We start from the raw sequence: 13,595 nt of genomic DNA on the forward strand, positions 1-13,595 counted from the left end.
CCCTGCAAGCAGGGGGAGGTATTGATCGCGCGGAACTGGTGGCTCGTAGCCAGCCCCGCCTTGCTCCCTCCCCTGCCTGCAGGGGAGGGCTGGGGTGGGGAGGCTCGGCATGATCGCAAGCCGCAAAAGCACCCCCCCTCCTGGCCTCCCCTGCAAGCAGGGGGAGGTATTGATCGCGCGGAGCTGGTGGCTCGTAGCCAGCGCCGCCTTGCTCCCTCCCCTGCTTGCAGGGGAGGGCTGGGGTGGGGTCGTTCGGCATGCCCTGGCCTCCCCTTCAGGCAGGGGAAGGTATTGAGCGGGAGGTGCTACCGGGTCGCGGCCAGCGCCAGATAGCGCTGATGCAGCGCCAGCACCGCCGCGTCCAGCGCGTCCTCGTCGCCGCTGTTGTCGATCACATCGTGGGCGGGCGCCAGCCGCTCTTCGCGGCGCGCCTGTTGCGCCAGCATGCGCTGGGCCAGCGTCTCGTCGATGGCGTCGCGTGCGATCAACCGGGCCAGTTGCTGTTCCACCGGCGCATCGACCAGCAGTATGCGGTCGACCCAGCGGTAGTGCGTGATGTTCTCGACCAGCAGGGGGATCGCCAGCAGGCAGTAGGGCGTGGTATCGGCCAGCGCGCGCTCGTGCAGCCAGTGGCGCACGCGGGGATGGATGATGGCTTCCAGCCTATGCCGTGCTGCCGGATCCGCGAACACGCGGCGGCGCATCGCCGGCCGGTCCAGGCCGCCTTCGGCATCCAGCACCTCGTCGCCGAAGGCGGCGACCACGGCGGCCAGGCCTTCACTGCCCGGCGCGATCACTTCGCGCGCAGCCACGTCAGCGTCGTGCACCGGTACGCCCAGCGCGGCGAAGCGGCGGGTCACCGCACTCTTGCCGGCGGCGATGCCCCCGGTGAGGGCGACGACGTAGCTTCGCGGGGCGGGACTCACCGCAACCCGGTCAGCTGCAGGTAGGCCTGCAGCAGACCGTCGCCGGCCACGAACCACACCCAGCCGGCCATCGCGATGAACGGGCCGAACGGCATCGGCACGCCGTGCTCGTGCCGGCGCAGCGCGATCAGGCTGCCGCCCACCAGCGCTCCGATCAGCGAGGACAGCAGCACGATAGGCAGGATCGCCAACGGCCCCATCCAGGCGCCCAGTGCCGCGAGCAGCTTGAAATCGCCGTGGCCCATGCCTTCCTTGCCGGTGAGCAGCTTGAACAGCCAGTACACGCTCCACAGGCTGAGGTAGCCGATGGCCGCGCCGAGGATCGCGGTGGGCGCGGCCACGAACATGGGCTTCAACGCCAGCAGCAGGCCCAGCCACAGCAGCGGCAAGGTCAGTTGGTCGGGCAGCAGCTGGGTACGGAAATCGATACCGGACAGCGCGATCAGCGTCCAGGTGAATCCCAGCCCGGCCAGCGCGGTCCAGGTCGGGCCGAGCTTCCACACCACGATGGCGCTGAGCACGCCGCTCAGCAGTTCCACCAGCGGGTACTGGATCGAGATCTTCGCTTTGCAGTAGCGGCAACGGCCGCGCAGCAGCAGCCAGCCGAACAGGGGGATGTTGTCCGCGGCCGACAGCGGGTGCTTGCAGTGCGGACAGTGCGAGCGTTCGCGCACGATGCCGGGGGGCAAGGCCTCGTCCACGCCGTCCAGTTCCAGCACGTCGCGAGCCTCGCGCCGCCACTCGGCGGCCATGCGCTCGGGCAGGCGCAGGATCACCACGTTGAGGAAGCTGCCCACCAGCAGGCCGAGCACGGCGGCGAGGGCGATCCAGGCGTACGGGGGCAGGTCGGGCATGCGTGTGGGTTGGCGGCAGCGGGGCGCTCAAGCTTAGGGGTAGAGCTTCCCCGCGTCAGCCGACGGTACCGGCCAGCTTGAAGATCGGCAGGTACAGGGAAACCACCATGCCGCCCACCACCACGCCCAGGATCACCATGATCATGGGCTCGAGCAGGGTGGACAAGGTGTCGACTGCGTTCTCCACCTCTTCCTCGTAGAACTCGGCCACCTTGAACAGCATGCTGTCCAGCGAACCGGATTCCTCGCCGATCGCGGTCATCTGCACCACCATGTTCGGGAACAGCCCGGTCTGCCGCATCGCCAGCTGCAACTGGTGGCCCACCGAGACGTCGTCGCGGATCTGCTTCACCGCATCGCCGTAGACCACGCTGCCGGTGGCGCCCGAGACCGAATCCAGCGCCTCTACCAAGGGCACGCCGGCGTGGAAGGTCACACCCAGGGTGCGCGCGAAGCGGGCGATTGCCGACTCGCGCATGATCTTGCCGAAAACGGGCAGCTTCAGCGTCACGCGATCCAGGAAATGGGCGAACTTCACCGAGCGGCGCTTGCCCGCCACCAGGCCAACCACGCTGCCGATGATGATGATCAAGATAAGCCACCACCAGCTCTTCATGAATTCCGAGGCGCTGATCACCACCTGGGTGGGGGCGGGCAGGGCGGCCCCGGCATCCTTGAACGTCTGGGCGAACACCGGCACCACGAACAGCAGCATGATCATGCTGACCAGGAAGGCCACCGCCACCACCATGATCGGGTAGAACAGCGCCTTCTTGATCTTCTTCTTCAGCGCCTCGGTGCGTTCCTTGTAGGTGGCCACGGTGTCCAGCACCGTATCCAGCACGCCGGAGGCCTCGCCCGCGCGCACCAGGTTGCGGTACAGCTCGTCGAACTGCACCGGGTAACGGCCCAGCGCCTCATGCAGCGCCTGGCCGCCCTCCAGGCCCTGCTTCACGTCCACCAGCATGTTCTTGAAGCGGACGTTCTTCTGGCCATCGGCGATGATGTCGAAGGACTGCACCATGGGCACGCCCGAGGTCATCATGGTGGCGATCTGGCGGCTGAACACGGCCACGTCGCGCGGCCTGACCGCACTGCCGGCGGAGCCGAACAGCGGCTTGGCGCGCTCCCGCACGGTCTGCGGGTTCATGCCCTGGCGCCGTAGCTCGGCCTTCACCAGCGAGGCGTTCTTCGCCGGCATATCGCCTTTCATCCGCTTGCCGCGCTTGTCCAGCGCCACCCACTCGTAAACGGTGAGCTTGCTGACCGCGGTGCGCTCGGCGCCAAGCGCCCGTGGGTCCTGCTTTGCGGTAGCGGTTGCCGTGGCCATGTCCTTCCCCTTGGATGGTGCGTTCCGGCAGCCCGGTCAGGGTGCGGAATCGTTCTGCTGTCGAAGCTTAGGGCATTTTCGGGCGCCCAAACCGTGGCGGCGGCCTCAGCTTGGTCGCCGATCCGGTCGCAGGTCGGACGCCGGCCTGCTCAATCCTTGGTCACCCGGTCGATCTCGCTGAGGCTGGTCAGGCCCTGCTTCACCTTGAGCAGGGCCGAGGCCCGCAGGTCGTTGATGCCGGCAGCCCGGGCCGCCTCGGCAATCTGCAGCGCATTGCCGCCTTGCAGGACGATCTTCTGGATGTCCTCCAGCATGGGCATCACCTGGTAGATGCCCACCCGCCCCTTGTAGCCCTCGTTGCACTCGTCGCAGCCCGCCGCCTCGTACAGGGTGAGGCCTTCGTCGACCTCCTGCTGGGTGAAGCCGGCTGCCAGCAGCACCTGGGGCGGCAGCGCCTGCGGCTTCTTGCAGCTGTGCAGGCGCCGGGCCAGGCGCTGGGCGATGATCAAGGTGACCGACGAGGTGATGTTGTAGGGCGCGATACCCATGTTCATCAGGCGCGCCACGGTCTGCGCCGCGTCGTTCGTGTGCAGGGTGGACAGCACCATGTGGCCGGTCTGCGCGGCCTTGATCGCGATCTCGGCGGTTTCCAGGTCGCGGATCTCGCCCACCATGATCACGTCCGGATCCTGGCGCAGGAAGGAGCGCAGCGCGCTGGCGAAGGTCATGCCGCGCTTGACGTTCTGCTGCACCTGGTTGATGCCCTCGACGCGGATTTCCACCGGGTCCTCCACCGTGGAGATGTTGCGCTCCGCGGTGTTCAGCATGTTGAGGCCGGTGTACAGCGACACCGTCTTGCCCGAACCGGTGGGGCCGGTGACCAGCACCATGCCGTAGGGCTTGTGGATGGCGTCCACGTAGAGCTTCTGCTGCCCGGGCTCGTAGCCCAGCTTCTCGATACCGATCTTCGCGGCCGAGCCGTCGAGGATACGCAGCACGATCTTCTCGCCGAACAGCGTGGGCAGCGTGCTGACGCGGAAGTCGATGGCGCGGCTCTTGCTGAGATTGAGCTTGATGCGGCCGTCCTGCGGCACGCGCTTCTCGGCGATGTCGAGCTGCGCCATCACCTTCAGGCGCGAGGCGATGCGGCTGGCCAGCTTCAGCGGGGGGCTGGCCACCGCCCGCAGCATGCCGTCCATGCGCAGCCGGACGCGATACTGGCTCTCGAACGGCTCGAAATGGATGTCCGAGGCCCCACGCTTGATGGCGTCCACCAGGATCTTGTTGACGAACCTCACCACCGGCGCATCGTCGTTCGCGTTGGCGTCGATGCCGCCGCCGCTTTCCTCGACATCGCCGCCTTCGGCGTCCAGCCCGTCGAGATCGTCGCCGCCCATGTCGGGCATGACGTCGTGCATGCTGCTGAGGGCAATGTCGATGGTGCGGTTGAGCTGGCCGCGCTCGACCAGGATCGGTTCCACCATGCAATTGGAATGGAACTTGATCTCCTCCAGCGCATCCAGCTGCATGGGGTCGGCGATGCCCACGAACAGGCGCTTGCCGCGCCGGAACAGGGGCAGGGCGCGATGCTTGGTCAGCAAGGCCTCGCTGATCAGATTGACCGGCAACTGCGCGGGATTCAGCGCGGTGACGTCCAGCATCGGCATGCCGAATTCCAGCGAGGACAGTCGCAGCAGGCGCAGGCCGTCGACCATGTTCTGGTCCAGCAGCCATGAAGTGAGGGTGACGCGCTGCTGGTTGCTCTCCAGCACGGCACGACGCGCGTCGGCCTCCGGCAACAGCCCCTCGGCTACCAGTCGGCGCGCAAGGCCGGTCAGGCCCGCGTGTGGCGTTTGCATTGCAGTTGACATGGAATGGCGGCCCCCGAGCCTTGCTGGAGCCGAATCTACCCCAGTCCGCCCCGCAGGTCATCCGCAAAATGGCGGCTTGCATGTCGTCCCAGTCTCCAAACGAGGTGCTTGCTTCCCAAGCGAGGGAAGAGCGAAGCCCGGACGGAAACTCCCTCCCCTGCTTGCAGGGGAGGGTTGGGGTGGGGTGCCTTTGGTTCCGGCATGGTTTGTTCGCTGACAAATCCCGGCGCGTGCCATCAGGGGGCATCGAACAGATTCATGGGCCACAGTCGTGGTGCCAGCTTCACGTTATGATTCGCCGAGACCAGGGGAACCCGCCGTTGAACCACCTCAGCATCATCCTGCCCGCCAAGAACGAAGCCCCCGCACTGGCAGAGCTGCTGCCGCGCCTGCGTGCCGCCCACCCCGAGGCCGAGATCACCGTGGTGGACGACGGGTCCACCGACGATACGCGCCGGATCTGCGCCGAAGCCGGGGTCGCCTGCCTTTCCTCGCCGTACTCGATGGGCAACGGCGCGTCGATCAAGCGCGGGGCACGGGCGGCCGAAGGCGAGGTGCTGGTGTTCATGGACGGCGACGGCCAGCACGACGCCGCCGACGTGGCGCGCCTGCTGGCCAAGCTGGGCGAAGGCTACGACATGGTGGTCGGCGCACGCGATTGGAGCAGCCAGGCCGGCGTGGGGCGCGGCGTGGCCAACAGCTTGTACAACTGGCTGGCCACCCGCATGACCGGCCATCAGGTCGCCGACCTCACCTCGGGTTTCCGCGCGGTACGGGCGGACAAGTTCCGCGAGTTCCTGTACCTGCTGCCCAACGGCTTCAGCTACCCCACCACCAGCACCATGGCGTTCTTCCGCAGCGCCTATCCGGTGGCCTATGTGCCGATCAAGGCGGCGCAACGAGTGGGAAAGAGCCATATCAAGCCGATCAAGGACGGTATCCGCTTCCTGCTGATCATCTTCAAGATCGCCACGTTGTACTCGCCGCTCAAACTGTTCGTGCCGGCGAGTGCACTGTTTTTCCTGCTTGGCTGCGCGAATTACGCCTGGACCTTCATGCATGACGGTCGCCTCACCAATGGCAGCACGCTGCTTTGGAGCGGCGCGGCGATCGTGTTCCTGATCGGGCTAGTGTCGGAACAGATCACCGCGTTGACGTATCGTCGAGATGCCTGAGCCGCGGCGGCAGCGCATTCTGCTGGTGACCCGCAATCTCCCGCCATTGGTGGGTGGCATGGAACGGCTCAATTGGCATATGGCCGAAGAGTTGTCGAGGTTTGCCGACGTACGTGTGATCGGTCCTTTTGGTTCCGCTGCGCTGGCGCCGCCCAGCGTGACCGTGCGTGAAGCGCCGCTGCGGCCGTTGTGGAGCTTCCTGCTGCAGACATGGCGGCTGGCACGGGGAGAAGCGCGGTCATGGAAACCCCACATCGTGCTTGCAGGCAGTGGCCTGACTGCGCCCATCGCCCGATCTGCCGCCCGGTTATGTGGGGCGGAGACCTGTGTTTACGTGCACGGCCTCGATGTGGCAGCAAGGCATCCAGCCTACCGCGCTATCTGGTTGCGCGCGATCCGTGGCATGAATTGCGTCGTTGCCAACAGCCATGCCACGGCCGAACTTTGCCGTTGTTCAGGCGTGGCGCCCGCCCGCATCACTGTCGTGCATCCAGGCGTGGATTTGCCTGCTGAGGCAGTTGGCCAGTCCGAGAGGGAATCTGGATCGTCACTCCAGCTGAAGCCTGAATGTGGCGCTCCTGCAGCAGGTACGTTTCCGTCTGGAAGAGCAGCACAGCCTCGCCAGAAATATCGTCTTGGCAATCGTCCCCTGCTGTTGTCGGTCGGTCGTTTGTCTGCTCGCAAGGGGCTGCGCGAGTTCGTGAGTCGCGCCATGCCTCGCATCGTGGCCGCGCGCCCTGACGCAATGCTGATAGTTGCTGGGGATGCACCCACGCAGGCGCTTCATGCCGAAACACAGGCGCCCGAGTCCATTCGTGCCGCAGCCGATACAGCGGGAGTCGGTTTGAACGTCTTGGTCATTGGGAAAGTTACTGATGCCGAACTCGTCGACCTATACCTCTCCTCAAACGTGCATGTCTTCCCCATACGCTATATTCCCGGTGATCCGGAGGGGTTTGGTATGGTGGCAGTCGAGGCCGCAGCGCATGGTCTGCCAAGCGTTGCCTTTGCAACTGGTGGAGTGGTTGATGCCGTCGCAGAGGGTCGGTCGGGACGCTTGATTGCTGCCGGAGACTACGATGCTTTTGCGGATGCCGTGCTGGATACGCTGGCCAACCGCGAGACCATGCGCTTGTCCTGTGTCGAATTTTCACGCGAATTTGCGTGGCCGATTTTCGGGGGACGGATGTTTCGCGTCTTGCTCGGGCAGAATGAAAGTTGACCGATCCGACGCTTGTGTCGGACGAGCATGGTTGGTGAAACGCGGGAGGGGCTAGCCGCATGTTGCTGTCGAATCACTATCGTTTTCATGCCTGCTCATGACTGCCACACTTTCCGAGCGCCAACCACACGCCGTACTCGACCTCCCTTCGCGCAACTGGAAGGCCTTGAAGATCGAGCGACTGTTGGGACTTGCTGCTCGTCCGCAGCCCATTCGCCTGCTGGAAGTTGGTGCAGGCTCAGGCGGCATTGCCCATTATTTCGCCACGCACCCTGACCTGCATTGCGAAGTCACGGCCGTGGACGTGGTTGACAGCCGTCTGATCGCCCATGGTTATACGTACATGTTGGTGCGCGACGTAGACCTCCCATTTCCCGACGCATCGTTCGACGTCGTCATAACAAACCACGTCATTGAGCACGTGGGCGATGCCGCCGCGCAAGCCAAGCACCTCGCCGAGATCCATCGGGTACTGCGACCTGAAGGCATCGGCTATCTGGCGGTGCCGAATCGATGGATGCTGACCGAACCGCATTACCGGCTGAAATTTCTGAGCTGGTGGCCGCATGCTTGGCGCACGCCGTACCTGCGTCTGATGCGTAAGGGAACGAATTACGATTGCGAACCGTTGCAGATGCGTCAGTTGGAACACATGCTCGCGACTGCTCACTTCCGGTATCAAAATCTTTGCGTCGAGGCGTGGCGTGAGACTCTCGAGATCGAGCGCCAAAACTCAGTCGGGGCCCGCGTTTTGCGAATGACGCCTGACGCATTGCTGCGCCCACTCAGACACATCATTCCGACGTTGATCTATCGCGTCGAGCACGCAACGATATGAGCGCTGGGCGCGCTGTAGCCGTATGGTTCCCGACCGTGCGCACGGGCACCGGAACCGAAGTGTTTACGGAGCAGCTCGTCGCAGGGCTGATCAGTCGCGGTATTCGCGCTGAAGTCACCTGGCTACCTTTGCGAGCCGAGTACGCCCCGTGGACGGTTCGAAAGCATTCTCCGCCGCATTGGGCAAGCGTGGTACACGTCAACACTTGGCTTCATCCCCGCTTTCTTCCAGAACACTTGCCTGTCGTGGCTACGCTTCATCATTCCATGCACGACCCAGCGGTACGCCCATACAAAGGCGTGGTGCGAGCGGTCTACCATCGTTGCTGGTTTGTGCCAATTGAGCGCCGGGTGCTACGTCGTGCCGATCGGGTTGTCGCAGTCAGTCGTTTTGTTGCTGAAACGGCGAGGCGTACCCTGCTGGACGTACCAATCGACGTTATTTACAACGGGGTGGACGTAGAGCGCTTCAATCCCGGCAATCGCGCAGCCGCGTCAGACAAACCCTTTCGCCTGCTCTACGTGGGTGGTTGGAAGTCACTCAAAGGGGTGGACCTGCTTGCCCCCATCATGCGTGAGCTTGGCGAGGACTTTGTATTGCATTATACGGGGGAGGCAGCGGCAACGCGTGACTGCGCCGGGATGCCTGACAACATGCATGATCTCGGCAGGCTAAGTCGAGACGGTGTGATTACGGCCATGCAGCGCGCCGATGTTTTACTGTTCCCGTCACGCAGTGAGGGGTTCGGTATGGTCGCTAGCGAAGCTATGGCATGTGGCTTACCCGTGGTTGCCACCCGCGGTTCGTCGTTGGCGGAGGTGATCGAGGATGACGTTACGGGAATTCTGTGCCCGCCGGACGATGTGGTTGCGTTTGCTGCTTCGATACGGGCTCTTGCCGTCGATTCTGCGCGGACGATGGCGATGTCACATGCTGCCCGTAAAGTTTGCGGGGAGCGTTTTGACATCCGCCTGATGATCGATGCGTATCTCGATCTCTATCGTTCCATAGGTTCAGCGTAACCAACTTCTTGTCAGATGGATCGCCTGTTTGGCTAAGAACCGGGCGCTATCCATCCTTCCTGGGCGTAACATAATCGCTGATGCGGCGACGCTGGCTTCGTGAATATTGTTAATCGGCAAGGACTCAGTGATTATCGAATTTGCAGCGTTGAGTATCTTTCTTGCGGTAGCAAGTGACTGCAATTGATAGCGTTTTCTCTCGGCTGACCGTTTTACGTCCGCATAGTAGATGCCATGCATCTCTGCAAAAAGTTTACCCCACTCCATAATCGAGGAGCGATGCTTCCCCGAGGTCGCCATGATTATTCTAAGTTGCTGTTCTGCGGTCACCCCGGGTACGTGCTTGCCAAGCGCCTCCGATTGCAAGTACGCCTCGTAGACACAGGCTTGCAGAGAGCGGGGGTAGCTGCCGTCGGTGCAAAGTGGCATATCGGCGTGGAAGGGAATATTTCCTTCGCTGGAGAATTGCTTACGCGGTGTATCATTTCGCTGACTCGTGACCGAAAAATTCGAATGTCCGTTGCTGTGTTTTGAGGTGCCGCTGACGGCAAAGGGAGTGTCAACGTATACGTAGTGATTGATGCTTCTTGATATGGCAATCGCTGAATAAACATCTGGATTGGCAGACAGAAAATAGGATCCGGTGTTTTTCACGATCCCCCTAAGGACGGACATGTGGATAAACCCGCCGTTATAGATCATTGGTAACTGACTATACTTTGCGCGTCCATGCATGACTTTGGATAGCCATAGATCCGCTTTGCGTATTTCTATGCTGTTGCCCAATGGAACGATAAGCTGGCCGTGATCTTGCCCGTTCACGCCAGGCCAGTCGTACGTACAGAAGTTCGATCTGATGGCCTTCGCATTAGTCGCGCAAATGATGTCTGCTACGGATGAAATCGAACCAAGCAATAACCCATCATCATCGCCCATGAAGGTGACCCAGCCATCATCGACGTGCGACAAAGCAAATTCCCAATTGTGGGACATGCTCAAGCGCTTTTCAGTATTTAAGTAACGGACACGGCGATCGTTCGCTCGTTGCACTACGTTCGCCGTATCGTCGCTACTGTAATTATCGCTGACGATAATTTCCAGGTTTTCGTAATCTTGTGCGGTCGCTGTGCGCAATGATGACTCAAGCACATCGCAGCGCTCGCGTGTGGGAATGACGATGGTTATTTTCGGCTCAGTCATATGTTTGACCGGTATGTATTCAGGCGACGTAAGTAAACCAGCTTCGCGCCATTCCGCGAACTGCTTTAGAAGCCATGGCACTTGCGGTCAACACCATGAGACTGATGAAGCCAAATATCGCTATGCCCGTCATCGAGCGCGGTAGTGGAGACAGGAACAGCCGAAGGATCAATGTTGTCGATATGGCTGCAAGTATGGGTGGGATGATGTCCTTTAGATACCAGTGAACCATTTCCCCTCGCAACAGGCGGCGATGCATGATCGGTATTCCGATAACAACCGAGACAAGATTGGCGAGAAGCCATATGCTTGCCGCACCAGCCATTCCATAACGATGAACACCCCACAAGCTCAATGGAATTCCAGCCAGCAGGGACAGCGTATTAAGCGCTATAGCCAGGCGAGTCCAGCCGTTGGACAGTTGCAGTGCATAGGGAATATTCATAATTCCATTAAGCGCAGACCCTGCTACGAGAATCATGAGTGGGGGAGCAACCCTGTTTGCCAGATTTTCATTGCCAGTCCAAAGGAACAACATATCATGTGCGTACACGATCAATACCGACGCCACTGCAGCAATTACCACCGCGAGACACTGGCTGCTCAAATGATATAGATCGCGAAGCTCTTTGTAGTGGCCACGTGCGATCAAACGACTGAAGCGAGGATAGAGCGCGTTGAACATCGGCAACACCATGCGGCCCAACCCCGCAGCCACGCTCAACGCCAGCGTGTAGTAGCCAAGCTCCTCTAATGGACGCAGGGTCGCCATGCTCAGACGATCGAGCTGGCTTACCCCCATAGCCAAGACACCGATGACAAAAAGGCCGCCGGCAAAGCGGCTGCTGCTTCGGAGCTCGTGGCTAGCCCAGTGAGCACGATGATCGCTCGACGGCAGGGTGCCCCACACGGTCATGGCGGTGATAAGCGATTGGCAGATGCCGACTGCTGCATACCACCACAGAAATGCCTTGAGGGTTGGAGATACCCATAACAGCACAACCAGCACACCGGCACTGCGCAAAGTGGCGAATACCACGTTGATGAGGTTCAATGCCGGCTGTTTTTCCAGACCCGAGAGGCAGTTGGCATAGAACGAGCTGGGCCAGAGCAGGGCAATGGCAATGCCCATGATCATAATGGCGTGTCTCGCTTCGTCGCGCTTCATGGCGTGCAGATGCAACCAGTGATCGGCCATCGGACCGCTGCATAGCCAGATGACCAAGCCAACGAAGAGTGTCAATGACCAGATCACGACTTCCATCGTGCGCACCATGTCCCGTGCGCTGTTGGTCTCGGCGGCGTCATGTGCCCGCCTCGAAAGCTCGCGATTGGCTGCCCCCCCGATACCGAAATCGAACAGTTGCGATATGGACTGGAAGCTCAACATCAGGCCGACCAGCCCAAACGCCTCCATGCCTAGTATGCGTGTGTACAGGGGAAGAAACGCCACTCCCATGACGGCCATCCATACCTGCCCTGCGTAATTGGACAGGATGTTGGTACGCAGCGCAGCCATAAGTCAGGTTTAACGGCGACGCAGATAGCCGCCCGGCGCGACCGTGATGAGCAACTTGGCCTCCATGTCCTCGTCGATCTCGAAATCATCGTTGCGGGAAAGGAATTCGTGAACTGCGGTCTTCGGGTTGTTACCCACGTCCCAAGGGCGATGCGGATACCTCCCAGCTGGCAAGTCTTCGATCAGTGTGTCGAAGACGACGCAATAGCTGTTGTGCGTCACCAAGGGGGTATATGCATCAAGCTCCGCAAGTACATGTTCGTGCGTATGGTTCGAGTCTAGGATGACCAGCACTCGATCATACCCTTTGGCCGCATTGTGGACTTTTGAAATGACTTCGACAGCGATTGATGATCCTTGGATCATATTGATTCTATGCGCCATTGGGTGAGCTTCAATGGCGGTCCGGTTGTGGTCGCGAATGTCAATGTCAATACCGATCACTTGACGACATGTCTTCAGTGGATCAAGAACAGTCTTGGCCTCGATTGCTTCGCAATAGTCGAGAAGCGCCAGCATTGAAGCGCTGAGAATCAAAGAGCCACCATGAGCGATACCTGTTTCAATAATCAGATTAGGTCGTACTTTCCATATCAGCTCCTGCAGCGCGACCATATCCTGCGGGTACTGGATGATTGGCCGGCCGAGCCAGGAAAAATTATACGTATATCCGTCTTGGTTGGTCACAGCTGACCATTCACGCGAAAGCTGCCTGGCTTTGGTGTTACTACCCAAGGCTACAATATTGGCTGCCACTTGCGCCTTGAACGCCTCGATTGGATTCATTGATATGACCTCTCTAAATATTTAGTGCGGTAAAATAATGTTTTGTCCTTTACTCTTAATGAGTCACGCACGCATAGATGATATTGCAGTCTTCGGGATGTTCCTTTCCGATCTCATAGGATGCGCGGCAGAACTCCGCCTTCCAGTCTTTTTGTGGACCGCCCACTCGACCCCAGCCGAAATCACTGCCTGCCCACTGTCCGTTCTTTAGAAACCAATCCATTTGTGGGGTGGATAGAATTTTGTAAAAGACGCCGCCAGTGGCTGTAACCCGCAACCCGGCGCGCCGAATGTCTGCGCAAAGAGTCTGCAGCGTATAGGAGCGCCGGTGGCCGACAACTTGAATATCAAACGGCGACAATTCTTCGCATTCCGTGAGCGTGCCCATCAGCACTGCCAAGCGACGGTTGATGGCCCGAGCGTTCGGAACATGTACTAGCAAAACGCCGTCATCATTCATGAAGCTAGCGGCCTTTTGCAGCGCGGCAATAGGGTCCACAACGTGTTCGAGAATGTTGATCATAGTGACTGTATAAAAGCGCTCGCTGGTGTCGAACTCCTCTATCAGCTTCTCGTGGAAAGTTGCGTTCGGCAAGGTGGCTCGAGCCAGCTCAAGATGCTTGCCCGATGCATCCACTCCGACCACGCGACGGAACCGCGGAGCCAGCATGGCGGTTAGCGTGGCATCACCACAAGGCATGTCGAGCAGACTGTCGCCGCGTGAGTGTTCAAGGCAGGCCTGCGCTTGGTAGTAGCCCAAGATCGTATTGTAATCACAATAAACTTGAGAACGAGCCCAAGTGAATGTTTCCTGCAGACGCTTTTCATCTTGATTCATTGCATTTGTTCCTT

Annotated in this window: 12 protein-coding genes; 4 read left to right on the forward strand and 8 right to left on the reverse strand. The window is 60.6% G+C overall.

What is annotated here, in order from left to right; translation table 11 throughout:
• Positions 1-305: 305 nt before the first annotated feature.
• The 4 genes from coaE to pilB all read right to left on the reverse strand — a co-directional run bounded on the left by coaE (position 306) and on the right by pilB (position 4,969).
• The gene (coaE, locus tag PCA_RS05135) at positions 306-926 is read right to left on the reverse strand and encodes a dephospho-CoA kinase (RefSeq protein WP_181301523.1); all 621 of its coding nucleotides are present in this window, start codon (positions 924-926) and stop codon (positions 306-308) included.
• Positions 923-1,780 (reverse strand): A24 family peptidase, encoded by an 858-nt coding sequence (locus PCA_RS05140; RefSeq protein ID WP_181301524.1) that lies wholly within the window; start codon positions 1,778-1,780, stop codon positions 923-925. Before PCA_RS05140 ends, coaE begins: the two co-directional genes overlap by 4 nt.
• 55 nt (positions 1,781-1,835) lie before the next feature.
• On the reverse strand, positions 1,836-3,110 hold the full coding sequence (locus PCA_RS05145) for a type II secretion system F family protein (protein ID WP_181301525.1): 1,275 nt from the start codon (positions 3,108-3,110) through the stop codon (positions 1,836-1,838).
• A 149-nt stretch (positions 3,111-3,259) separates the two neighbouring features.
• Positions 3,260-4,969 (reverse strand): type IV-A pilus assembly ATPase PilB, encoded by a 1,710-nt coding sequence (gene pilB, locus PCA_RS05150; RefSeq protein WP_304624776.1) that lies wholly within the window; start codon positions 4,967-4,969, stop codon positions 3,260-3,262.
• Positions 4,970-5,301: 332 nt separating this feature from the next.
• Between pilB and PCA_RS05155 the strand changes: the two genes are divergently transcribed.
• The 4 genes from PCA_RS05155 (at position 5,302) to PCA_RS05170 (ending at position 9,238) form a co-directional block, all read left to right on the forward strand.
• A complete protein-coding gene (locus PCA_RS05155; RefSeq protein ID WP_181301527.1) occupies positions 5,302-6,156 on the forward strand; it encodes a glycosyltransferase family 2 protein in 855 nt (284 codons plus the stop codon).
• Entirely contained in the window at positions 6,149-7,378 is a 1,230-nt protein-coding gene (locus PCA_RS05160) for a glycosyltransferase family 4 protein (RefSeq protein ID WP_181301528.1), read from the forward strand. The genes PCA_RS05155 and PCA_RS05160 overlap by 8 nt, the downstream gene beginning before the upstream one ends.
• 97 nt (positions 7,379-7,475) lie before the next feature.
• Complete coding sequence (locus tag PCA_RS05165; protein WP_181301529.1) at positions 7,476-8,216, forward strand: class I SAM-dependent methyltransferase; 741 nt, start codon at positions 7,476-7,478, stop codon at positions 8,214-8,216.
• A 35-nt stretch (positions 8,217-8,251) separates the two neighbouring features.
• Complete coding sequence (locus PCA_RS05170) at positions 8,252-9,238, forward strand: glycosyltransferase family 4 protein (RefSeq protein ID WP_219918550.1); 987 nt, start codon at positions 8,252-8,254, stop codon at positions 9,236-9,238.
• On the opposite strand, the gene PCA_RS05175 is transcribed toward PCA_RS05170, so the two are convergent.
• From PCA_RS05175 to PCA_RS05190, 4 genes are read right to left on the reverse strand one after another with little or no spacing between them, the layout of a single operon-like run.
• Positions 9,230-10,438, reverse strand: a complete 1,209-nt coding sequence (locus PCA_RS05175) for a glycosyltransferase (protein WP_181301531.1) — start codon at positions 10,436-10,438, stop codon at positions 9,230-9,232. The genes PCA_RS05170 and PCA_RS05175 overlap by 9 nt on opposite strands.
• A 19-nt stretch (positions 10,439-10,457) precedes the next feature.
• Positions 10,458-11,957: an oligosaccharide flippase family protein gene (locus PCA_RS05180; protein ID WP_181301532.1), complete on the reverse strand. Its 1,500-nt coding sequence runs from the start codon at positions 11,955-11,957 to the stop codon at positions 10,458-10,460.
• A gap of 9 nt (positions 11,958-11,966) precedes the next feature.
• Positions 11,967-12,743: a cephalosporin hydroxylase family protein gene (locus PCA_RS05185; RefSeq protein ID WP_181301533.1), complete on the reverse strand. Its 777-nt coding sequence runs from the start codon at positions 12,741-12,743 to the stop codon at positions 11,967-11,969.
• 55 nt (positions 12,744-12,798) lie between these two features.
• Positions 12,799-13,581, reverse strand: coding sequence for a class I SAM-dependent methyltransferase (locus tag PCA_RS05190; protein ID WP_181301534.1), 783 nt, complete (start codon positions 13,579-13,581; stop codon positions 12,799-12,801).
• Positions 13,582-13,595: the final 14 nt, after the last annotated feature.

This window comes from Rhodanobacter sp. PCA2, assembly GCF_013620825.1.
In the GTDB taxonomy this organism is placed as follows: Bacteria; Pseudomonadota; Gammaproteobacteria; order Xanthomonadales; family Rhodanobacteraceae; genus Rhodanobacter_A.